The following is a 22,895-nucleotide window of genomic DNA, read 5'->3' as shown; positions in this document are numbered from 1 at the left end:
AGAGGTGAACCCTCCGCTTGATTCGCCTTATCCCGGTTCGCAACCGCGGCTCCCCGATATCCGCGTCGTAACACCGGATTCCGTGCACGATCTGCGCGGCCGCACGATCGAGGAACTGCGGTATCCAGCGAGGTCTGCACTGCTCGTGGCCGGTATTCCGGGGGCGGGCAAGAGTACGGCGTTGCGATTGTTCTTCGGCGCGCAGGCCGATGCCGAGGGGCCGCATCGGGGTCCCGGGGGCTCGGTGGTGCTGGATTCGCACCATTCCCGAAATCGATGGCGGCACAAGCTCGGTCGGCTCCCGTATCCGCTGTGGCGGCCGGTGGTGCATGTGGCGCATTACGCCGGAATCCGGGCCGCGCTGCGGGACGGTACCGGACCGGTGGTTATCCATGATTGCGCCACCTTCGGGTGGGCCAGACGAATGATCGGCCGCTGGGCGACGCGCTACGGCCGGGAGTTACACCTGATCCTGCTCGATGTGCCCGCCGGTGTCGCGCGCGCCGGTCAGCACGCCCGCGGACGCCGGATCAATCCGGTCTTCTTCACCCTGCATTGCCGACGCTGGGATCGCCTCATCCGCGCCGTGGACTCCGGCCGTCCACCACCGCCCGAGCCCGTGTCGACGGTCGTCCTCGACCGGACCACCATCGACCGCATGAGCCGGGTCAGTTTCGCATCTTGACCAGTAGCAATCATGGAACCAGCACGGTAAGCGCGCCGGGGACCGCGCGGAGGGAGACGGGGAGGGTGCCTGCCGGTTCGCCGTCGGCGGTGGCGGGCGCGCCGGGCGCGGTGAGGGTCACCTGGGCGACGCGATACTGCTTGGATTTCGGGTGATCGATTCGTTTACCCGACGACAGTGCGGGCAGCAGGCGGAGCATGTCCAGACGCGAAACCGCTCCTACGACAGTCAGATCCAGTAGCCCGTCGTCCATTACCGCGTCCGGGCAGACCAGCATGCCGCCCCCGTAGGTGCGGGTATTGCCGATGGCCACCATGACGGCATCGGTCTCGATGACGTTGTCGGCGTCGGGATTGTCGAGTGCGCCGGGCACGACACCGGACAGCTCGATTCGGTACGGCACGGTGAAGCGGCCGGATATCTCGGCCAGTGCGGCGAAGGTGTAGCGTAGCGGACCCTTGGGCCAGCGCATATCGTTGGCGCGCAGGGTGACTCGCGCATCGAAGCCGGTGCCGGTCACGGTGGCGAACCACTTGGGGGTGAATCCGGGCGCGGGCGATTCGATGCGGCCGAGGTCGATGGTGCGGGTGCGACCGCCCAGGATCAGGTCCGCGGCCGCGACGGGGTCGTCGGTGGGCACGCCGATTTCGCGCGCGAGATCGTTGCCGGTGCCAGCGGGAATCAGACCGAGCGGCACGCCGGTCTGCGCGATGGCTTCCAGTACGACATTCATCAACCCGTCGCCGCCGATGCAGACCACCGCGTCCGGCTTGGTGCTGCCGGTGATCGAATCCCGCACCTGACGTACGGATTCGGCGGGCGAAGGTGCCCGCACCTCGGTGACCTCGACGCCCTGTGCGACGAAGCGCGCAAGCGCGGCCGCGGCCACCTCGTGCCCTCTGCCGACACCGGACTGTGGGTTGGTCACCACGGTGACCGCACGCACCAGGCGCGAATCCTGTATCACGGGATCAGCTTTCCAGGGTTGAGGATGCCCGCGGGGTCCAATTCCCGCTTCACCGCGCGCAGTACGCGCACGCCCAGATCGCCGATCTCCCCCGGAATCCAGGGGCGGTGGTCGGTGCCGACCGCGTGATGGTGGGTGATGGTGCCGCCCGCGGCTACGATCGCGTCACCGACCGCACGTTTCGCGATGTGCCATTGGGCGATCGGATCGTCCAACTGCTTGGCGATGACGGTGAAATACAGCGACGCTCCGGTCGGATAGGTGTGCGAGATGTGGCACATCACCAGCGGCGGGGTGCCCTGCTCGGCAAGCGAATCCGTCAGTGCCGCAGTCACCTTCGCCTTTAGCTCGGTCAGATTCGACCAAGTGGTCGCGGTTTCCAGGGTTTCGCACAACACGCCGAGATCGAGCAGCGCATCGCGCATATAGGGCGCGGCGAAACGCCCGTGCTCCCATTCCTCGGCCGGGGTCTGTCCCAGCGCATTCCCGCCGGCCGCCGCGAGCAATGCGCCCGCCTCCGCGCTGCGGGCCGCTACATGCGCCTCGGTGCCTTCGAAGGTGGTGATGGCCAGACAACCGGCCACCGCCTCGCCGCCGATATCGGCGGAGCGCGCCAGGTTGACGCCGGTTTCGACCTCATCGGACAACCGCAACACCGTGGGCGCGGCACCTGCCTGCACCACCGAACGCAGTGCGGCGGCGCCGGTTTCGAAGTCCGGAAACGACCAGGCCTGGTAGCCGATGGTCTCCGGCGCCGGATGCACCCGCAGCGTGACCCCGGTGATCACGCCGAGCGCCCCCTCGGACCCGACGAACAGTTCACGTAGGTCCGGCCCCGCGGCGGAGGCGGGTGCGCGGCCGAGTTCGATGGTGCCGCTGGGTGTTGCGATCTCGAGGCGCTGGACCATGTCGTCGAAGCGGCCGTAGCCCGCCGATGCCTGACCGGAGGACCGGGTTGCGGCGAATCCGCCGATGCTGGCGAATTCGAAGCTCTGCGGGAAATGACCGAGCGAAAGTCCATGGGCGGCAAGCAGTTCCTCGGCCTTGGGACCGGTGAGTCCCGCGCCGAGGGTGGCGGTGCCGCTGACCGGGTCGATCTCCGAGATACCGTCCAGGCGGCGCAGATCCAGCGCGATGACGGTGTCGAAGCGACCGCGGACCGGATCGACGCCGCCCACCACGCTGGTACCGCCACCGAAGGGAACGACCGCGATGGCATTGTCGGCGCAGTAACCGAGCACCGCGAGCACCTGCTCGTGATCGGCGGGGAAGACGACGGCATCGGGGGCGTCCTGCGGATCAGCGGCGCGACGGCGCAGCAGGTCGGGGGTGCTCTTACCGCCCGCATGCAGCAGACGATCGTGGTGGTCGACCGAAATGCTGCCCACGCCGACCACCGCGACCAACCCGTCCCATTGAGTCGGCGTCAGCGTCGACTCGCGTAGCGGCACATCGCCCTCATCGCGGCGCGCCACCGGGTCACCGGACACTCCGAATACTTGCGTCAACAGGTTCCGAATCGAAGCCGAAAGCGGCTTGTGTCCGGCGGGGATGCCCCAGGCGTCCCAAACCATACTCGCCGCGTACGTCGACGCGCCCGGGTTTGCGGCGGGCGCCCCGGTCGCGGACGATCCGATTTCGTCGGTGTGCTGTTGCGTCTCGACCATGCGTTACAGTTTGACATATACTGTCAAGCAGTAACGCATAGGCACTCGTTTTCCCGGCACTTCGGTGCCGCCGACACCCGGTGGTGATACCCGATGACCTCCGCAGCGTCCACCCCCGATGACGCGCTTTCGGCGACCGATCTCGCGATCCTCGACGCGGCCAGGGCCTGCGTGGAGGAGTTCGGGGTGCGCCGCACCACTCTCACCGAGGTGGCCCGCCGCGCCGGTGTCAGCAGGCCGACCGTCTACCGGCGCTGGCCCGATACCGGATCGCTGGTGGCCGAACTGCTGGTGCGCGAACTGCGCGCGATCGTCGCCGATACCATGCCGGCCGCGGGCGATGCGCGCACCCGGCTGGTCGAGGGCGTGGTCGCGGGTGCGGCGACGATTCGCTCGAATCCGTTGTTCGGCAAGATCTTTCGCACCGATACCGATCTGATGCTGACCTATGTCTTCGGCCGCCTCGGACGCAACCAGCGCGCGCTGATCGAGCTGTTCAGCGCGGGTATCCGGGAAGGCCACCGGGACGGCACGATTCGCGCGGGTGATCCGGAAGAGATGGCGACGATGCTGCTGCTCATCGCGCAGTCGGCGGTGCAGTCGGCCGGTACCGTCGCGCCGCTGCTGGCCGGGCCGGCGCTGGATACCGAGTTGGCCCGTGCGATCGACGGTTACCTGGCTCCCGTCGAGAAGGCGCAATGACGAAGCCCATTGCAATGACCGAATGCTTCGGCCATCGGTACGCCATCGAAAAGGATTGTAATGACTGCGAATTCGGCTGATACCCACGGCAATTCTGCGCTGAATGCCGGACGCCGCAACCGTGAGCTGCAGTTGCTCGGCGACGGCGGAGAAATCGATGTGCTGGTGATCGGCGGCGGCGTGACCGGTGCCGGTGCGGCGCTCGACGCCGCCGCGCGCGGGCTGCGAACCGTGCTGGTGGAGCGGCACGATCTGGCGTTCGGCACGAGCCGGTGGAGTTCGAAGCTGGTGCACGGCGGACTCCGGTATCTGGCCAGCGGGCAGGTCGGCATCGCACACGAAAGTGCGGTCGAACGTGGAATTCTGATCACCACCACCGCACCGCATCTCGTTCGCCCCCTGCCGCAGCTGGTGCCGCTGCTTCCGGAAATCGGTATCGCACAACAGACTTTGATCCGTGCGGGCTTCGTCGCCGGAGACGTGCTGCGCCGCAGTGCGGGCACTTCGCCTGCGACACTGCCGCGTTCGCGTCAAGTCGCCACCGCCGAAGCGCTGCGGTTGGCGCCGACCGTGCGTCGCGACGGGTTGCGTGGCGGACTGCAGGCCTGGGATGGACAGCTGGTGGACGACGCGCGGCTGGTAGTGGCGCTGGCTCGTACTGCGGCCGCACAGGGCGCGACAGTCCTTACCCGCGTGGAAGCCCTTGACGTGACCGGAGATTCGGCCTCCCTACGTGACACCCTGACCGGCGACACGATGTCCATCCGGACGCGCACCGTCATCAATGCCACCGGCGTCTGGGCCGACCAAGTCGACCCGAGCATCGAACTCCGTCCGAGTCGCGGCACCCACCTGGTCTTCGATGCCGAATCATTCGGCGGTCTGACCGCCTCGCTGACCGTGCCGGTACCCGGAAGCACCAGCCGTTTCGTCTTTGCCTTTCCCGCCGCGCACGGCCGGGTCTACGTCGGCCTCACCGATGAGGATGCCCCCGGCCCGGTCCCCGACGAACCGCAGCCCACCGAAGCCGAAATCGATTTCCTGCTCGACACCATCAACACCGCACTCCGGGAGCCATTGACCCGCAGCGATATTCGCGGCACCTACGCCGGACTGCGCCCGCTGCTGAGGACGGCCGATAACAGCACCGCCGACATCTCCCGTCGACATGCGGTCCTGCGCTCACCCACCGGCGTCATCACCATTGTCGGCGGCAAACTCACCACCTACCGCCAGATGGCCGAGGACGCCGTCGATGCGGCGGTCGCGCACGCCAACCTCACCGCTGGGCCGTGCCTTACCAGGCGACTTCCGTTGGTGGGCGCGGTCTCCGGCGCCGCTCGCGACCGCATCACCGCGCCGACCGTGCTGGTCGAGCGCTACGGCAGCGAATCCGCGTCCGTACTCCGACTAGTCGACCGCAACCCTGTTCTCGCCGACCAGGTCGCACCAGGAATCGACGTCACAGCAGCCGAATTCGCCTTCGCGATCACCCACGAAGGCGCCCTCGACACCGACGATCTGTTGGACCGTCGCACCCGGATCGGACTCGTCCCCGAGGACCGCGCGGCGGCACTGCCCGCAGCGGAGGCCGCCTTCGCGCGGCAGCATTAGCTCCGTCAGTCCAGTTGCCAGGCGTCGAGTTCGGCTCGCATGGAGGCGCGCGGCCAGAGGTCGAGGCCGTGCGCGGCCTCGGCGGCTCGAATTTCGCGTAGTTCCGCGGTCTCCTCGGCGGGGGCCAGGAAGCGGAAGCCGAGGCGTTCGTAGTACGGTCCGTTCCAGGCCACATCGATGAAGGTGGTCAGCGTGATCGCCTGCATCCCCTGGGCTTTCGCCCAGCGCACGGCATAGTCGATAAGCCGTTTGCCGATCCGCTTGCCCGCATGATCCGGATCCACCGAGACCTGGTCGATGTGGGCGTTACCGTCGACGATTCCGAGGATCAGATAGCCGATCGGGCGGCCCGCGTCATCGGGATAGATCCAGGCGCGGCCCGCCCGCTGGAATTCCCGGAGCGTATCCAGTGACGGCGGGTCGTCATCGGCAACGGCCATCATGCCGATGTCGGCGAATGGTTTGCCCGCCACACGCTCGATATCTTGCAGTGTCGGCAGGTCGTCCTCGACCGCCGGTCGAATCATCCGCATGGGTGATTCTCCCACGGCATTCATTCGACCGGAGTCGCCAGGATGCCATTGACCAGCGCACGCAGCGCCCAGCGGGATCGATCGTCGCCGCCGCCCGCCAGCATCTGTTCGCGCATGGCCACGAGCGTCGGATATCGGTCGGCGGGTAATTCGGCGAAGTGCTGGGCGACCTCGGCGATGTAGTCCTGCTCGTTGGTGTCCTTGGTGTTGTACGCGCTCTGCTCCACGGCCTGCGCGGATATGTGCAGGTAGATCAGGTCGACGGCCCAGGAATTGGTCTGCGGGTCCACTCCCCCCTCGGCGAGCAGGGCAAGTAGCCGCTCCACGATCAGCAGGGCGTTCGGGCTCGTCGGTATCGAGCCGAGCGCGACCAGTGCGAGCCCCTCGTGTTTGGACATCGCCTCCACGGTCGTCTCGACCAGTGTCGTGAGGCGGTCGCGCCAGGTGTCGCCGGTCGGCTCGGGCACCGTGCCGAGCACTTGGTCGAGCATGGCGGCCATCAGGTCGTCGCGGTTGGCGACGTAGACGTAGAGCGAGGCCGCACCGGTATCGAGGTCCTGTGCGACGCGTCGCATGGTGAGGGCGGCCAAGCCGTCGCGGTCGAGGATGCGCAGACCGGTTTCGATGATGACGTCACGACTGAGGGGTGCCTTCGCGGGACGGGCCCGGCGGCTGACGGGTGTGGCGCTCATATCCCGGAGCATACGCCTCGACGAACAGCGTTTGACACGAACGTTGTTCGGCCCATATGGTTCGATTGGATCGAACAGGGTTCGTAACGATCGATGTTCGCTTCCGATACTTCTTCCTCGAGAGCTGGACATGACCACCCCAACACAGCAAGCAGCACCACCAGATACCAAGGTCAGCGCCCGGACATGGGCGATATTGTCCGTAATTCTGGCGGCCGACATCCTCGACCTACTCGACTCGACCATCACCAATATCGCCGCGCCGACCATCGCACGGGAACTACACGGCGGACCAGCGCTGATCCAGTGGCTCGGCGCCGGATACGCCCTCTCCCTCGGCGTTCTGCTCGTCGTCGGCGGCAGACTCGGCGACCGCTTCGGCAAACGCCGGTTGTTCCTGATCGGCTTGGCCGGTTTCACCCTCGCCTCGATCGCCTGCGGCCTCGCCGTCGATCCGACCACGCTGATCTCCGCGCGGCTCGTACAGGGTGCCTTCGGCGCGATGCTGATCCCGCAGGGTTTCGGCATCCTGACCAGTGTCTTTCCCCGTGAACAGCTCGGCAAGGCATTCAGCGTTTTCGGCCCGGCCCTCGGCCTGTCCGGAGTATGCGGACCGATCCTGGCCGGATTTCTCGTCGATGCCGATCTATTCGGTCTCGGCTGGCGCACCATGTTCCTGATCAATATCGGGCTCGGCGGGCTCGCATTCGCCGCCGCCTATCGCCTGCTGCCAACCGAACAGGGCGATCGCACCGTCACCATCGATGTACTCGGCGCTGTTCTGCTCGCCGCGGCGATGCTCGGCACACTATTCGGTCTGATCGACGGCTCGGCCCACAGCTGGACCGCTTCATCGTTCGCGTCCATAGCGGCGGGAGCCGCGGCCTTCGCGCTGTTCGCCCGTCGGCAGGTCACCGCGGTCGCTCCGCTGATCGAGCCGACGTTGCTGCGGAACCGGGGCTTCACCTCGGGTCTGATCCTCGGACTCGTCTTCTTCGCCGCGGTCTCCGGGCTGTTGTACGTGCTGTCGCTGTTCATGCAGAACGGCCTCGGTTATCGCCCGACCGAAGCCGCGCTCGGCCTGGCGCCGCTGGCCGTCGGCATCATCATCGCGTCGATAGCCGCGCACCGATTATTGGCCGAACTCGGTCGCAATCTCATCCTGATCGGCCTATTGATCACCCTTTTCGGCACCGGCCTGCTACTGATTCTCGCACTCACCACCGGAATCGGTATTGCACCTTGGGCTCTCGCCGTAGCGATCCTCGTGCTCGGCCTCGGTATGGGCACTTGCTTCGGCAGCATCTTCGTTGTCACCATCGGCGATATCGAACCGTCCGAGACCGGCAGTGGTAGCGGATCCCTTTCCGCCGTACAGCAGCTCGCCAATGCGATCGGCGCCGCCACCATCACCACGGTGTACTTCCACACGGTCGGCTCCGGTGCGGCGCACGCGCTCACGGCCAGTCTCGTATTCGTCACCGCCATCACGCTGATCAGCCTCGGTCTGGTGCGACTGCTACCGCGACATGCCCAGGCCGACCCGCAGCACTGAATCACCTTCGACCCGAGGACTTCTCATGATTCTCATTACCGGAGGCCGCGGCGCGGTCGCCACCAATCTCCTGTCCCTGCTACGCGCCGACGGCCACGCCGTCCGCGTTGGTTCCGGTCGACCCGAGCAGCTTCCCGCGGGAGTGCCCGCCGTCGGCTGCGACCTCCGCAACCCGGCCACCTTCGCCGCCGCACTCGACGGCGTCACTTCGGTATTCTTGTATGCCGAACCCCAGTGCATCACCGAATTCGTCTCCGCCGCAACCGAAGCCGGAGTCGATCACATCGTGCTGCTGTCCTCGTCCGCGGTGCTCGATCCCGATGCCGCCACCAATCCGGTCGCGAAATCCCATCTCGACGCCGAACTCGGGCTCGCCGACGCACCGATGACCGTCTCCGTGCTGCGCCCCGGCGCCTTCGCGGGCAATGCCCGCGGCTGGTCGTTCGCGATCAAGGCCGACCGCCCGGTCAGCCTCCCTTACCCGAATGCCTACACCGATCCGATCCACGAACTCGACGTCGCCGAGTGCGCCCATGCGCTACTCACGAAACCGGACCACCGTGGTGGTGTATACACCCTCACCGGTCCGCAGACCTTGACGTTCACCGCCCAGATCGATCTGATCGGCAAGATCACCGGCCGCACCGCAACCATCGCCCACGTCACCCCCGACGCGTGGAAACAGGAGATGGCCGAATTCATCCCCGCCCACTACGTCGACGGCCTCCTCGACTACTGGCGCCGTTGCGACGGTGTCCCCACCCCGATCACCGATACCGTCACCACCCTCACCACCGGCCAGGCCAGGCCCTTCACCACCTGGCTCACAGACCACGCGTCCGAGTTCACCGGCTGACCCTGCGAGTTGACCTCGCTGTTCGTGCGGGCTCACGCACCGCCAGGATGCAGCTCAACGGGATTCCCCCGCCGATCGCTCAGCACACCGAAGTTCACCTGCTGGCGCACGAGCTCACACGCAACGGTTTGCCGGCTCGCAGCGGGCAGCACCGAGGGAACTCGACTTCTCGGCATCGAGTGATGCACGACACGCCAGCGATCAAGGCGGGTAAGGATCACTGCGGGTGCGCGCTTGCCGTTCGTCGAGGGCCGGTGTCGGGTGCTGGGCACGTTCTATGCTGGACGCCGGTAGTGGTCCGGGAAGGAGGCGCGAGTGCGGAATGACGCGTCGACGGTGGGGATTGCGCCGGGCGATGGTCTGATCGCACGCTTCGGTGCGGTTGTCGTGTATCTCGCGGGCGAAACCCCTTCCACGGACCGGATACTCGGTGCGATCGAGGCCGTGGCCGATACACGCCATCCCGGGGCAGCGATCGCGCAGCGGCTGGCCTCGGTTATTTTCGCCGGCAATTCCGAACCGCCACCGTTCGGCGTCATCGCACCGACGGCCGACGGCACCGTCATTCTGCTGCGCGGGCAGGTCAGCGCGGAGATCCAAGGCGCGGAGGGAACCCGGCGACTGTCCGGAGCCCGCGCGTTCACCTGGGTAGACGAAATCGTGCGAGAGCCGGTGCGCCGGATCACGGTTGGCGCCGATGCCGCCTTCCCGATACACGAACTCCCACGCACCGACCTGCGCGCCGGCATTGTCCCCGGCAGCGGCTTCGTCCTGCGCATAGCCGCCCGCCGAACCGGAACATCCGCAGCCACCCGAGCCCGCATCAGCGGCACTCCCACCGCCGAGCCTCCGTCCACCGCTCCGGCCGGATTGGAAGCCCTGCGCGAGCCGACCGCGAAATCCGAGCCCACCCCGACCGGCCAACGCGTCGGCACACCCCGACCCGCCAGATCTGCCCAGCTCAGCGCCTCAGCGCAAGCCGCCGAGTCCGTGCGCTCATCCGAATCAATGCAGCATTCCGCCGCGCGGGGACAGCTGGCAGGGTCGCCACAACCGGCCACATCGGCTCAGCCCCGTGCCTCATCGCAAACCGCCGAGTCCGTGCGCTCATCCGAATCAATGCGACGCTCCGCCGCACGGTCCGCCCCGCAGGGGCAGCGACCAGATTCGGCGTCGGCCGGAAATTCCGCCCGACCCAACACAACTGACCAGCCCACCGGCACAGCGCAAGCCACTGGATCCGCCCACCCAACTGGATCACTACAGAAGCCCGCGGCGCGGTCAGCCGAAGCCGATCCGTCCGCCGGGAAGGCGCGCCCCGCAAGATCGGCGCACTCTCCCCGATCTCCGCAACGATCCGCCGCCGATTACGACGGGCCGACCGAAAAAGCAGGCCCCACCGAATCGACGCACTCCGGCTGGCCCGCGCAGCAATCCGATGCCGACTCCGCCGACGACGAACCAACCGAAAAGGCACACCCCACCGGATCGATACACTCCGGCCGGCCCGCGCAACAATCCGATGCCGACTCCGCCGACGACGAACCAACCGAAAAGGCAGGCCCCACCGGATCGACGGACTCTGGCCGGTCCACGCAACGATCGGCCGGGCAGGCCGTGGGATTCGGTGAGGCGAGCGATAAAGCCGGGCCCGCCGGATCGACGGCCGATGCCCGGCCGGGCTCAGCATCATCGGAAGCGCGGCCGAGTGGTTCGGCACCGTCCGGTGGATCCGGGCAGGTAGGCGCGCCGGAGGAGATCAGTACTCAGGCCATGTCCGCCGGGGAACGCGAGGAGGCCGCCGGAACGCGGTCGGGAGTGGCAGCGCGGCCGGAACCGATTGCACTGCACAAGATTCCGGCGTTGCAGGGGTTACGACCGCGGCCATTGCGACCGGTTGGCAGCGCGAAAAACCCGGACAATTCGGGGGCGGGGCAGCTCGTCGGCGCGCTGGTTCTCGCGGATGGCTCGGCGTTTCCGCTGGACCGGCCGTACGTCGTCGGCCGCAGCCCGATGATCGACGAGACGGTGCGTGCCGCCACTGCGACGCCCCTTGCGGTCCCGCGCGACCGCCACGTCTCGCGGGTGCACGCCTACGTCTCGGTCGACCGCGGCAAGGTCTACGTCCGCGACGCCGCAACCCCCGCAGGCACTTTCATCGCCGCCCCCGGCGCCGACGAATGGACCCGCATCGGCACCACCCCCACCGAACTACACCCCGGTTGGAGCCTCCGCATAGGCCAGCGCATCCTCACCTACCGCACCGAGGCCCACCCGAAACACCCAACCGAGGCTACGAGCAAACGCCGCCGCTCCTGAGTGGTGAGCGGCCGCTTCGTCGAGCTGCCGATGTTCACATAACTCACCGCACACAAGTCTGCGCAGGCCTATTCGGGAACTGGCGCAGTCAGCGGTGATAGCGCCGCGCGGCGAAGGAAGCTGCGGATCCGTCGCACGCCGACTGCGACTGCGAGGCGAACAGCGGCGAGCACCGCCCACGGCCCGGGTCGTGCGAACGCGGGTATCGCGGAGAATCCAAAGGTCACCGGCGACCGAGTTTCGCGGAAAAGCAGTGCGTTCCAGGGCTACCGCCCTCAACGGTTGTCGCGTCGTGCGCGGCGAAGGAGGCGGTGGCGCTTGCCGATTCGTCGTGCTCCTAGTGCGGCGGCTACCCCAGCTCCGGCGGCGAGTGCGGCGGCGACGGCGAGGGTGGTGCTGGTGGGCGGGGTGTCGCGGAGAATCCAGGCGCCACCGGCAACGGCGGCGGACAGGATGGCCGAACTCACGGACAGCCCGATGATGTTGGCGAGGCCGCCGTGGCCGCGGCGTAAGGTGCGGGTGTTGGACTCCAGGTAGGCGACGGCGAACAGGGCGAGGACGACGATTGCCGCCGCCGCAGCGGTGCGTGTCGGACTCTGGTCGGTGCGGAATTCGATTCGCTGCGTGGCGATTTCATTTCCACTGCGCAGGAGCGTGAGCTCGCCGTCGAGGTTTCCGGCAAGCACATGTGAGTTGACCGGATCGGGCAGGTCGGCCACGCCGCCAGGCTGCAGCCGCACCGGATCCCCACCCAACCGCACGCCGAATACCTCGACCGTGAGCACAGCAGAGTCGACATCAATTCCGTTGACTCGCAATGGAATCGGTTCCGACAGATCGACTTCGATCGGATTCGGCCCCGTCGGATCGACGCCGGCGATGGTGACATTGCCCGCTACCAGATCCCCTCCGGCGGTCGGCGCACCCACCCCCATCACCGCAGCCGTACAAGCAGCCACCGCAAGCAACGCGCCCACCAAGAACAACGGCCACGGCGAGGCAAAGCTGACGACATCGCGGATCGGCACCAGATCCCGACGATCGACATCAGCCAACCGAACACCCTTGTCCTGCAACCCTTGCACCGGGCGCACCCGAACCATCGGCGGCCGGAAGGGCGTCGACCCCGACTGCCCGATCCCACCAGTCTCCGGACTTCCGAACGACGGCGGCACCGCTCGCGCCGACTTGCCATGCTCCTGCGACCCCGGACCAACTCCATACGAAGGTGGTCCTGGTGGCGCATCTCCCGGCATGGACGGTGTCGCCCCGAACTGCTCGAAACCACCCGTGACGTCACCGTGCGCTGGTGGCACCGGCGATATCGGCCCACCTGGACCGGAATCCGAACCATCTGGCCGCGGTCGCGGCGTCGGCGAGATTTCGGTCGGAGCCGACGAAGCCGGTGGCACCGCGGCGGACAGCCCAGGCCGTGGCGGCGCGGCGCCGGTCGGAGGCAGGGCGGGGTCGGCGGTTACCGGCGCATGGGGTTCGAAACCCGCAGACGGCACGCCTGTCCGCTGCGTGACTGCGGCCTGCCCAAGCCCGCCTTGCGCTCTCGGCGTCTGAATACCGGATCGCCCGGCGGCGCGACCACTCCCGGTCGCGGCGGCGACAATGGTGTCCGCACCGATGACCGGAATGCCCACGGGCGTAAGCCAATCGTCACCCCAGCACACGGCGGCAAGTTCGGCGAGAGCGATCCCGAAGAGTTCGGCGGTGTCGAAACGATCGGCGGGATCGGTTGCGAGGCCGCGCATCACCACATCGGCGATCGGCTCCGGCACGCCCGGGGCGACCTCGATGAGCGGTATCGGGTGCCCGAAGGCGTGTGCGAAAAGCGTTGCCAGATGGTCTTCGTTCGGCGGAAACGGCAGCACTCCGGACAGCAGCTGATACAGCATCGTCGCCAGCGCGTAGACATCGGTGGCGGGCGAAAGCGGCTGGCCGCGTGCCTGTTCCGGTGCGATATAGGCCGGGGTCCCGACGATCTCACCGGTCCTGGTCACCAATGTCTCATCGCCACCGACGATCTTGGCGATCCCGAAATCGGTCAGCTTTATCGCACCGCCGGTACCGAACATGAGATTCGACGGCTTGACGTCGCGGTGCAGAATCTTGTGGCGGTGTGCCGCTTCCAACCCCGCGGCACAGGCCAGCCCGACCGCGACCGCGGTAGCCGCGTCGAATCCCTCGGTCGCGAACCGACTGCCGACGGTCCCGCCGGGCAGATACTCCATAACCAACAGGCACAGCTCATCGGCCTCGATGTAGTCGAAAACCCGCACCACATGCGGATGATCGACGGCCGCAAGCAAGCGCGCCTCGGCGACGAACCGGCGCCGTACCTGCTCGTCGTGCGCGAACTGCGGTGGAATCTGCTTGATGGCAACCGGTCGCCCCAACCGACGATGCGTACCAGCGAGCACCACACCGCATCCGCCCCTGCCGACCTGCGCACCGATGTCATATGCGGGCAGCACGGCCCGCAATCGGTCGGTATCAGATGTCAAGATGTCGCCCCATCCGGCAAGCGCGCGGTTTCCACATCGGCGGTTTCGTCGCTCTCCTCGGTCGGCGCGAGATCCTCGACTTCCGGTGTCGGCGAACAGTATCCGAGCAGGAAGCCGACCGAAGCCGCCACACCGGCAACCGCGAGCCACAATCCGGTATCCGGAACCCACCACCGCAACACCGACGCGGTGAACCCGAATATCAATCCGATGCCGATACCCGGCGCGAGTAACCGCAACCCGCGCTGCCACCGGTTGGTGGACAGCCGGTGCCGGGCAATCGCCAGCGCCGCATCGGCAATGGCGAGCGCGGTCAGCACCGCCAGCGCGATTCCGAACAGCCCGTATACCGAATACAGCGAGCCGCGCACATCAGTGTCCAGCGGTATCGAGGCGATCGGTGCGCCGTCCTCGCCGATCACCGCCAAATCCGCGACGATCAGTCCGGTCGCCTGCCCCTCGAGTCCGGTCAGATCGAGCCGATACTTCAGCGCCTCGGATCTTCCCGGTGCGATGGTCAATTCGACGGCAGTCGAGTACGAGAAGAACGTCAGCCCGAGCACATGACCGGCCAGATCGACCCGCCGAATATGCAACGCTCCATCGCTGTTGTTGGTCAACGCGATAGCCACCCGGATGGTGCTGTTCGGTTGCAGCCGTAGCGGTTCGGTGGCGGAGGTTTCGGCGATATCGCGATCGTCGATGGTCGCCGACATGTCGACGCCCTGCGGCTTGGCCGCGACCGGCGCCGCGAACAACCCGACGAGCACGAGGGCGAACACACTGGGCAGCAGGATAGTTCGGGTCGCCGCCGAGATGCGGGCTCGCATCATGGTTCCCTCCGCGCGGGTAGGTGCGAGACGAGCCGATGCCCGTAGAACCAGGCACCGATCAACAAGAAGAACAGAATCACCGTCAATGTCGAAGTGGCGGAGCTGACCCGGCTGACCAGCACCACATCCAGCGGCGCGGTGAGCGTGCGACCGCAGCGCGCCGTCACCTCGTATCGCCCGACTTCGATCGACGTCAGCGCCAGCGGTGCCCGGAATCCACCGTCCACCCCCGCGACGGCATTACCCACCGGCGTCTCCCCGACCAGCAAGCTGACCTGCGACTGCGGATCGCACCCAGATCCGGCCGCGGTGACATCGCCACCGAGCCCGATGGCCGTGGGGGTGAGCTCGAGCGCGGCGGGTGGGGGCGCAATCGGAGGCCGCGGTGCCACAGTCGTCGGCAGCCACGGATCCGCAGGGCGAGCGGTTGGCACAACCACCTCGGGCTGCCTGTTCGACGGATATTCCGGCGGCCGTGGATTCTCCGGGATCTGCTGCTGCGGCGGCACCGTAGTGGACGAATTCACGGGCGGATCCGGCGTAGTCGGTGGCTGCGGAGGCGGCGGGAGAGTGATGGTGATCGGGGGCAGCACAGTATCGGGCAGCCGCGGTTGTTCGGGATTGGAAGTCGGTCCGGAGCACCCATCCGACGTCTGTCCGGCGCACGGATCAGTGGGCACCCGACTGGTCGTCGTCTGCGTCCCGGTTCCGTCGCGTGTCCCGGTACCGTCGCGGGTTCCGCCGCCGTCCGAATTGTCATCCGGCACCGCCGTGCTGGACTGTGCCGCCGACCCATCCCGCGTCTCCCCGTGGTGTCCGGGCGTCGGCGATGGCGAAACCACCGGCGAAGTCGGCTCTTCCGATGCCGGAACACCGAAGGCCGGTACCCCGGCGAACCCGACCGGCGCCAGTGCGACCAACAGTGCGGCAGAACAGAGGACCCCCCACCGAACACCGAATTTCGCGCGCCGAGACGCCGCGTGCCGACGCTCCCCGCCGGCACGCGTCGGAATTGCCGCCAGCGTCCCCATCGCCCATGCCTCAGATCAGCGATTTGATCAGTAGCAATGGTAAGCCCGCATTCGCCGACGCGGAGACTTCTCGCCGAGCTCAACCAGGCGAAAACCGCTGGCTACCAGGTAGCGTCACCGAAGTAACCGACCTGCCGAACCAGCCATGAATGCATACGATCCGAACCAGGTGGTACCCGTCGGGCAGGAGCCGACAACCGCAACGCGAGCACCCGGGATCAGGACAAAGGGTGGGTCCGCGACAAACTTCGCGGGGAGAGGACAATATCGGGCATGCACCGCAATGGGCCGAAACAGGACATCGACGAGTCCGAATTGACCGTCACCCAGCCGAAGGAGCAGGCGGCGGGTGTGACGGCTGTGGCTGTTGCGCTCAAACGCGGGGTCGAGGAGATGGGGGTGCTCCGCACCGCGCGCACGTTGGCCCGCCTCAACCAGGTGCACGGCTTCGACTGCCCCGGCTGCGCCTGGCCGGAGCCGACCGGTCATCGCCGCCCGGCGGAGTTCTGTGAGAACGGCGCCAAGGCCGTCGCCGAGGAGGCGACGCTGCGCACCGTCACCCCCGAATTCTTCGCTCAGCATTCGATCGAGGAACTGGCGAGCAAATCCGGTTACTGGCTCGGCCAGCAGGGCCGCCTCACCCATCCGATGGTGCTACGCCCCGGCGCGACCCATTACACGCCCATCGAGTGGGACGACGCCTACCAACTCATAGTCGAGCACCTGCGCGCGCTGAGCTCCCCCGACGAGGCCCTCTTCTATACCTCCGGCCGCACCGCCAACGAGACCGCATTCCTCTACCAACTGCTGGTCCGCAGCTTCGGCACGAACAACCTGCCGGACTGTTCGAATATGTGCCACGAATCCTCCGGCGCCGCGCTGACCAGTTCGATCGGCATCGGCAAGGGTTCGGTCTCGATCGACGACTTCGGCAAGGCCGATCTGATCATCGTCGCGGGCCAGAATCCGGGTACCAATCATCCGCGCATGCTCAGCGCGCTGGCGGGCGCGAAGGCCAATGGCGCCAAGGTCATCGCGGTCAATCCGCTGCCGGAGACCGGACTGCTCGGCTTCCGCGACCCACAGACGGTCAAGGGTTTCACCAGCGGCGTCGCCATTGCCGACGACTTCCTGCAGATCCGGCTCGGCGGCGATATGGCGCTGTTCCAGGGCCTGGGCAAACTGCTGTTCGAGGCCGAGGACCGCACACCGGGCACGGTGGTCGACCGCGCGTTCGTCGATGCGCATTGTGCGGGCTTCGCCGAATACGAAAAGAGTATGCGCGCAGTCGATCTCGGCACGGTGCGGGCGGCAACCGGACTCACCGACGACGATTTGCACCGCACCGCAACACTTTTGGCCGAATCGAAGAACATCATCATCTGCTGGGCAATGGGCCTGACCCAACAGAAGCACGGCGTCGCCACCATCGAGGAGGCGACCAATCTGCTGTTGCTGCGCGGCATGATCGGCAAGCCCGGCGCGGGCGTCTGCCCGGTGCGCGGCCACTCCAACGTGCAGGGCGACCGCACCATGGGCATCTGGGAGAAGATGCCCGAGGACTTCCTCGACGCACTCGACCGCGAATTCGGCATCACCAGCCCGCGCAAACACGGCTACGACACCGTCGATGCCATCCGCGCCATGCGCGCGGGTACGGCGCAGGTGTTCTTCGGCATGGGCGGCAATTTCGTGTCCGCCACCCCGGATACCGGGGTGACCGAGGCGGCGCTGCGCAGTTGCGCGCTGACCGTGCACGTCTCCACCAAACTCAACCGCAGCCACGTCGTGCACGGCGCGACCGCACTCATCCTGCCCACCCTCGGCCGCACCGATCTCGACCTGCAGAACGGCACGAAACAGCAAGTGTCGGTGGAGGATTCGATGTCGATGGTGCATCTGTCCACCGGTCGGCTGAAGCCGGTCAGCGAGCACCTGCGCAGTGAGGTCGCCATCGTGTGCGAACTCGCACAGACACTGTTCGGGGCCGATCACCCGGTGCCATGGGCGCAGTATCAGCAGGACTACGACAAGATCCGCGATGCGATCGCCCGTGTCGTGCCCGGCTGCGACGACTACAACAAGCGGGTGCGCGACCGCGACGGCTTCGTGCTGCCGCATCCGCCGCGCGACTCCCGCGAATTCCGCACCACCACCGGCAAAGCCAATTTCGCGGTGAACGAATTGACCTGGGTCCCGGTCCCCGAAGGCCGGTTGATCCTGCAGACCTTGCGCAGCCACGACCAGTACAACACCACCATCTACGGCCTGGACGACCGATATCGCGGTGTGCACGGTGGCCGAAAGGTGGTCCTGATGAATATCGACGACATCACCGAATTCGGTTTCGTGGACGGTGATCTGGTGGATCTGGTCTCCGAATGGACCGACGGCACCGAGCGCAAGGTGACCGGCTTCCGCATCGTCGAATACTCGACCCCGCGCGGCAATGCCGCCGCCTACTATCCCGAGACCAATCCTCTGGTTCCGCTGGACCATGTTGCGGCACGGTCGAATACGCCGGTATCCAAGGCCGTGACCATCCGGGTGGAGCCGCACGTACATGTGGAGCAGCCATCGTGAGTAGAGTGACCGCGCGCCGCAAGACGCGCCGCATCTCACCCAACGGCGTGATCGAACGCCCGGATTCCGTCGCGGTAGAGGAACCGCTGGAGCTGCGCCTCGACGGCCAATCGCTCACCGTCACCATGCGCACCCCGGGCAGCGATATCGAACTGGTACACGGATTCCTCTTGGGCGAAGGCATCATTCAAACCGCCGAGGATGTGGTGAGCGCCCGCTACTGCGCGGGCACCGACGCGAACGGGCAGAACACCTACAACGTCCTCGATGTCCACCTGCGCACCCCGATCCCGGTGCACGGCCGCAACTTCCTCACCACCGGCGCATGCGGTCTCTGCGGGAAAACCGCACTCGAGGAGGTCCGCACCCGCACCAGATTCCCGCTGCCGACCACCTCGATCACCGTCCACACCGAAACCCTCGCCGACATGCCGGACCAATTGCGCACCCACCAAACAGTTTTCGAGGCCACCGGTGGCCTGCACGCCGCAGGACTGTTCACCGCCGACGGCACCGCCCTCGCCGTGCGCGAAGATATCGGCAGACACAACGCCGTCGACAAGGTGCTCGGCTGGGCCGTGCTCGAAAACCGTATCCCCGCAAACGATCTCGTGCTCATCGTCAGCGGCCGGGCCTCCTTCGAACTGGTCCAGAAGGCCGTCATGGCGGGCATCCCGATGCTCGGCGCCGTCTCGGCCCCCAGCTCGTTGGCCATCGATCTGGCCGCCGAATCCGGCCTCACCCTGGTCGGCTTCCTGCGCGGGGACACCATGAACATCTACTCCCGCTCGGACCGGCTGACCGTCACCGCCGAGGTCGCCGCCTATTGATCGTGACCGAGGTCCGACTTACGGTTGCAGCACCAGATCCCTGGTTCGGCGATGAACGGAGAGACCGATGCGGATCACGGTAGATGGCAAATCCGGCGGGCTACGCGTGCGGATGCGGTTCGAACAGCAGCGCAATCGCTGGCTCGCGGTGCGAATCATGTTGGGGGTATTGGCATTCCAGGGCGCAGTCGTCGGACTGTGGGCGGTCTTCGCGCCGCACTCCTGGTACACCAGCTTTCCGGGCTTGGGCATGCAGTGGATCTCCGCGGACGGTCCGTACAACCACCATCTGGCCTCCGATGTCGGCTCGTTCTTCCTGGCGCTGACCGCGGTGACACTGGCCGCGCTATTCCTCGGCGGCAGCGCACTCGCCCAAGTCGCGGGCCTCGGCTGGCTGGTCTTCGGCCTCCCGCACCTGATCTATCACGCCTTCCACAAACCCGCAGATATGGGCGGGGCCAGCTTCACCCTCAGCGTCATCGGTGCGGCATTGATCGTCGCCCTCGGCTTGGCCCTGATCCTGGTCACCCCGCGTGGGCCGCAGCTGCGCGATCCCGCCCCGATCACCTTCCAACGCCCACGCCGCCGTACGAACCGCTAGACCGCCGAAACAGTAACGCCCCACAGCCGCGCATGCTGTGGGGCGTTCTCCGTGCGAAGTGAGCGTGTTCAGGACGCGTGCCAACCTCCGACCTCGGTCAAATGGTCGAGAGCCTGCACAACGGCCGGCGCACACAGGTGTCCGTCGTCCGGCCCGAGCCACGCCATCTCGGCGATCTCCGCCGCCGGAGCCGGCGTGCCGTGACCGGGTGCGCGGAAGCAGTGCATCTCGACCAACGTTCCGGGACGCCCGTGGGCGGGGGCAGTGATGGTCACCACGGGCGTGATCCGGTGCGCCTCCAATTCGACGCCGACTTCCTCGCGAACCTCCCGAACGAGCGCTCCCGCCAGGGTTTCTCCGGGTTCGGGCTTGCCGCCCGGCAGATAGAAGGCGTCACGTCCCTCGGTCCGGACCGCGAGTAAGCGGCCGTTCTCGACGCACAGCCACGCCACCGACGTGAGCGTTTGTTCCCCGATCATGGTCCGAGCTGACCCTTTCGAGCGACCTGCAAGCAATCGCTGCCGACCCTTTCGAGCGACCTGCAAGCAATCGCTGCTGACCCTTTCGAGCGACCTGCAAGCAATCGCTACGGCCGACCTGTCAGTCCTTCAGTGCATCGAGCAACGCCGCACGCTGGCGGGCGCCGAGTCCACCGATGCGGCGGTCCTCGGGAATCTCCGCCTGGTCCATCAGCTTGGCCGCCTTGACCGGTCCGACACCGGGCAGCGCCTTGATCACGGCAGCGACCTTGGTCTTCTTGACCAGGTCATCGCTGTCCGCCTTCTTCAACAGGTCGGCGACCGAAACCTTGCCGGCCTTCACCTTGCCGATCAGTTCGGAGCGCGCCTTGCGGACCGCAGCCGCCTTGGCCAACGCCTCAGTGCGCTGTTCCGCGGTCATGGTAGGCAGTGCCATGTCTCCTCCGCTTTCACTCGTCACTCGAACATCTGGTTGACCGGACCGAGTAAACAGCACGATGAGCACCACACAAGCTCGACACACCGGATTCGAATAGCGAGAAATAGCGACAAGTTTTCTGAACCACCCTCGTCCCACCGGGCTGGAGACCCGTGCGGATCAGGCGAAAAGGACAAAAGGAATTCCGCCCTGAACCTGTCACGCCCCAGGCCATCCCTCTCGATGGCGTACCAGGGCGACGGCGGCCTCGGCGACGGCTTCACACACGGCAGCCGAACCCGCCGAGCCATGGAAAAGCTGCGGGGTCGGTAACACATGGAGGGTTTAAGGCGACACCAAAAGCAGACGCACAAGTGCGGGACAGAAGGTTCAACGGCGAACCAGGGAGTCAATGGCGATTCCGAGTCCGGGCGCGATCGGGCGGCACAGTGATGTGACAAGCGGTCGTCACCGTATCCAGAAGCACTAGCGCGCCAACAAGATACCCGAGGGGGCGACGATCGCCCGTTCGGTGCGCAATACAGTTCGACGAGTACTGGCGCGGGGGGCATCTGCGCCAGTACGTCTGCCCCGGCCAACGGGATTCCATAGCACGCGATCACCGGACACTGCTACGCTCCGAATTAGAACACGTTTCAATTCGTGAGAGGTTTCCATGGCAGCCAAGATCCGCGATGTGATCGAGCAGTACGTGAAGTTGGTCGGTTCCGGCCCGACCGAGGCGATCGTCGACCTCTACGCACCCGATGCGGTGGTGGAGGATCCGATCGGCACCGAACCCAAGCGCGGCCACGACGCGATTCGCGAGTTTTACGAGGTACTCGGAAACCTCGATCGGGAAACCGAGCTGCACGCGGACGCGGTTCGAATCGCAGGCAACCACGCCGCCTTTATGTTCACGCTCGTCACCAAGTTCGGCGATCAGCGCTTCACCCTCTCGCCCATCGATGCGATGGACTTCGACGACGAGGGCAAGATCGTTGCCATGCGCGCCTACTGGAGCCAGGACGATATGCGCAACGAAGCGTCCTGAGTCCACCCAGACCGCGGGTGCGGCAGCCGAGTTCGACTGCCGCACCTGCGTTTTCGATTTTCAGGCGCTCGCGCGAGCCAAGTCGAGCGGTTTCGGCCGCGCGACCGCGGCGAGGCTCGGGATGACATCGAAGACCGCGGCATGACCCGCGACCTCGAGTAGCCGATCCACGCAACGCGGGCCCGTGATCAACTGGAGTCGACGGCCGCTGTGGCCGAACCAGGATCGGGCCTCCATCAACGCCCGCAGCCCGGCGACGCCGAAGAACGTCACCTGCGATAGGTCGACAACCACCACCGCGCCCGCCGTCGGCAGTGCCTCTAGCAGGGACTGCCGAAAGGCGTCGGCCGTCAGGTAGTCCATCTCGCCGCCGACGGCACACAAGGTGACCGAATCCACCGGCGGCGATATGACTACGCACAGACGATCGGCGGACCGCTCAGGTCCGGATCGGTCCGCGGCAGCGATACGTTGATCTGAGGAAATTAGAACTGTCGACATGAGGACCTCGGTCCGTCGCATCCGCCGGAGAAACCTTGTCGGCGGGAACTTTTCGCCCCGATCACCTAGGGACCAGGACTGGGCTGGTTACTCAACCGTGACGATGGAGTACCCCGAACGGCAGGCCGGTACACATCGAACTAGTCCGAGCGCGATCGCCGCAGCATCGCGTAGTAGCAGTGCCACTCCTGGTACTCCCGCGTGAAAACATTCACAAGGTCCCACCCGAAATGCTCATCCAGCCACTCGACACAGGTCGTCACCAGCGAGAGTGCCCCCCGGTAATCGGGGTTCACCAGTTCTGAGACCGTTCCGAATCCCCTGGGCGGCGGCGCGGCAACATAAACCACTAGATACTTGCGCTGGTACGTGCGCATATCGACGGTGCCGTTGAGAATCGCGGCAGCATCCAGCAGCGCGCCCGGGCCAGCCGGAAGCAACGGAGGTGGCGGTTGCATTCGT

21 protein-coding genes are annotated in these 22,895 nt (G+C 66.5%); 10 read left to right on the top strand and 11 right to left on the bottom strand.

All coding sequences use genetic code 11. The annotated features are described in order from the left end of the window. Positions 1-4: 4 nt before the first annotated feature. Positions 5-685, top strand: coding sequence for an AAA family ATPase (locus tag OIE68_RS40910; RefSeq protein ID WP_327096238.1), 681 nt, complete (start codon positions 5-7; stop codon positions 683-685). A 10-nt stretch (positions 686-695) separates the two neighbouring features. On the opposite strand, the gene OIE68_RS40905 is transcribed toward OIE68_RS40910, so the two are convergent. Continuing rightward, the gene (locus OIE68_RS40905) at positions 696-1,652 is read right to left on the bottom strand and encodes a YegS/Rv2252/BmrU family lipid kinase (RefSeq protein ID WP_327096237.1); all 957 of its coding nucleotides are present in this window, start codon (positions 1,650-1,652) and stop codon (positions 696-698) included. Next, positions 1,649-3,226: an FAD-binding oxidoreductase gene (locus OIE68_RS40900; protein WP_327101998.1), complete on the bottom strand. Its 1,578-nt coding sequence runs from the start codon at positions 3,224-3,226 to the stop codon at positions 1,649-1,651. Before OIE68_RS40900 ends, OIE68_RS40905 begins: the two co-directional genes overlap by 4 nt. Before the next feature lie 186 nt (positions 3,227-3,412). On the opposite strand from OIE68_RS40900, the gene OIE68_RS40895 reads away from it, so the two are divergent. After that, positions 3,413-4,021 carry a helix-turn-helix domain-containing protein gene (locus tag OIE68_RS40895; protein ID WP_327096236.1) on the top strand — a complete coding sequence of 203 codons (609 nt, stop codon included), beginning with the start codon at positions 3,413-3,415 and terminating at the stop codon, positions 4,019-4,021. A 60-nt stretch (positions 4,022-4,081) separates the two neighbouring features. Next, positions 4,082-5,635 carry a glycerol-3-phosphate dehydrogenase/oxidase gene (locus OIE68_RS40890; protein WP_327096235.1) on the top strand — a complete coding sequence of 518 codons (1,554 nt, stop codon included), beginning with the start codon at positions 4,082-4,084 and terminating at the stop codon, positions 5,633-5,635. A 5-nt stretch (positions 5,636-5,640) separates the two neighbouring features. On the opposite strand, the gene OIE68_RS40885 is transcribed toward OIE68_RS40890, so the two are convergent. Together OIE68_RS40885 and OIE68_RS40880 are read right to left on the bottom strand one after the other, a co-directional pair. After that, entirely contained in the window at positions 5,641-6,168 is a 528-nt protein-coding gene (locus tag OIE68_RS40885; protein ID WP_327096234.1) for a GNAT family N-acetyltransferase, read from the bottom strand. 20 nt (positions 6,169-6,188) lie between these two features. Then, positions 6,189-6,860 (bottom strand): TetR/AcrR family transcriptional regulator, encoded by a 672-nt coding sequence (locus tag OIE68_RS40880; RefSeq protein ID WP_327096233.1) that lies wholly within the window; start codon positions 6,858-6,860, stop codon positions 6,189-6,191. Positions 6,861-6,990: 130 nt separating this feature from the next. On the opposite strand from OIE68_RS40880, the gene OIE68_RS40875 reads away from it, so the two are divergent. The 3 genes from OIE68_RS40875 to OIE68_RS40865 all read left to right on the top strand — a co-directional run bounded on the left by OIE68_RS40875 (position 6,991) and on the right by OIE68_RS40865 (position 11,590). Next, positions 6,991-8,415: an MFS transporter gene (locus OIE68_RS40875; RefSeq protein WP_327096232.1), complete on the top strand. Its 1,425-nt coding sequence runs from the start codon at positions 6,991-6,993 to the stop codon at positions 8,413-8,415. Between the two features lie 25 nt (positions 8,416-8,440). Continuing rightward, entirely contained in the window at positions 8,441-9,271 is an 831-nt protein-coding gene (locus tag OIE68_RS40870; protein WP_327096231.1) for an SDR family oxidoreductase, read from the top strand. A gap of 315 nt (positions 9,272-9,586) precedes the next feature. Then, positions 9,587-11,590, top strand: a complete 2,004-nt coding sequence (locus tag OIE68_RS40865) for an FHA domain-containing protein (protein ID WP_327096230.1) — start codon at positions 9,587-9,589, stop codon at positions 11,588-11,590. A gap of 275 nt (positions 11,591-11,865) precedes the next feature. Here OIE68_RS40865 and OIE68_RS40860 read toward each other — a convergent pair whose 3' ends face one another. The 3 genes from OIE68_RS40860 to OIE68_RS40850 are packed head-to-tail and all read right to left on the bottom strand — an operon-like array spanning position 11,866 to position 15,463. After that, positions 11,866-14,103 (bottom strand): serine/threonine-protein kinase, encoded by a 2,238-nt coding sequence (locus OIE68_RS40860; protein ID WP_327096229.1) that lies wholly within the window; start codon positions 14,101-14,103, stop codon positions 11,866-11,868. Then, entirely contained in the window at positions 14,100-14,936 is an 837-nt protein-coding gene (locus tag OIE68_RS40855; RefSeq protein ID WP_327096228.1) for a hypothetical protein, read from the bottom strand. The genes OIE68_RS40860 and OIE68_RS40855 overlap by 4 nt, the downstream gene beginning before the upstream one ends. Next, entirely contained in the window at positions 14,933-15,463 is a 531-nt protein-coding gene (locus OIE68_RS40850) for a hypothetical protein (RefSeq protein WP_327096227.1), read from the bottom strand. The genes OIE68_RS40855 and OIE68_RS40850 overlap by 4 nt, the downstream gene beginning before the upstream one ends. A gap of 777 nt (positions 15,464-16,240) precedes the next feature. Between OIE68_RS40850 and OIE68_RS40845 the strand changes: the two genes are divergently transcribed. From OIE68_RS40845 to OIE68_RS40835, 3 genes are all read left to right on the top strand, one after another. After that, positions 16,241-18,550 carry an FdhF/YdeP family oxidoreductase gene (locus OIE68_RS40845; protein ID WP_327096226.1) on the top strand — a complete coding sequence of 770 codons (2,310 nt, stop codon included), beginning with the start codon at positions 16,241-16,243 and terminating at the stop codon, positions 18,548-18,550. After that, positions 18,547-19,380, top strand: a complete 834-nt coding sequence (gene fdhD, locus OIE68_RS40840) for a formate dehydrogenase accessory sulfurtransferase FdhD (protein WP_327096225.1) — start codon at positions 18,547-18,549, stop codon at positions 19,378-19,380. The genes OIE68_RS40845 and fdhD overlap by 4 nt, the downstream gene beginning before the upstream one ends. 67 nt (positions 19,381-19,447) lie before the next feature. Then, the gene (locus tag OIE68_RS40835) at positions 19,448-19,981 is read left to right on the top strand and encodes a hypothetical protein (protein ID WP_327096224.1); all 534 of its coding nucleotides are present in this window, start codon (positions 19,448-19,450) and stop codon (positions 19,979-19,981) included. Between the two features lie 68 nt (positions 19,982-20,049). Here OIE68_RS40835 and OIE68_RS40830 read toward each other — a convergent pair whose 3' ends face one another. Both OIE68_RS40830 and mihF read right to left on the bottom strand, forming a co-directional pair. Then, complete coding sequence (locus tag OIE68_RS40830; protein WP_327096223.1) at positions 20,050-20,460, bottom strand: NUDIX domain-containing protein; 411 nt, start codon at positions 20,458-20,460, stop codon at positions 20,050-20,052. A 121-nt stretch (positions 20,461-20,581) separates the two neighbouring features. Continuing rightward, positions 20,582-20,896 carry an integration host factor, actinobacterial type gene (mihF, locus tag OIE68_RS40825; protein WP_327096222.1) on the bottom strand — a complete coding sequence of 105 codons (315 nt, stop codon included), beginning with the start codon at positions 20,894-20,896 and terminating at the stop codon, positions 20,582-20,584. A gap of 658 nt (positions 20,897-21,554) precedes the next feature. Here mihF and OIE68_RS40820 point away from each other — a divergent pair. After that, positions 21,555-21,932, top strand: coding sequence for a nuclear transport factor 2 family protein (locus tag OIE68_RS40820; protein ID WP_327096221.1), 378 nt, complete (start codon positions 21,555-21,557; stop codon positions 21,930-21,932). 60 nt (positions 21,933-21,992) lie between these two features. Here OIE68_RS40820 and OIE68_RS40815 read toward each other — a convergent pair whose 3' ends face one another. Both OIE68_RS40815 and OIE68_RS40810 read right to left on the bottom strand, forming a co-directional pair. Continuing rightward, a complete protein-coding gene (locus OIE68_RS40815) occupies positions 21,993-22,331 on the bottom strand; it encodes an STAS domain-containing protein (RefSeq protein ID WP_327096220.1) in 339 nt (112 codons plus the stop codon). A gap of 242 nt (positions 22,332-22,573) precedes the next feature. Beyond that, positions 22,574-22,891 (bottom strand): hypothetical protein, encoded by a 318-nt coding sequence (locus tag OIE68_RS40810; RefSeq protein ID WP_327096219.1) that lies wholly within the window; start codon positions 22,889-22,891, stop codon positions 22,574-22,576. Positions 22,892-22,895: the final 4 nt, after the last annotated feature.

The organism is Nocardia vinacea (assembly GCF_035920345.1).
Classification (GTDB): domain Bacteria; phylum Actinomycetota; class Actinomycetes; order Mycobacteriales; family Mycobacteriaceae; genus Nocardia; species Nocardia vinacea_A.
The sequence above is the reverse complement of the archived record's forward strand: the minus strand, read 5'-3'. Positions and strand labels throughout refer to the sequence as shown.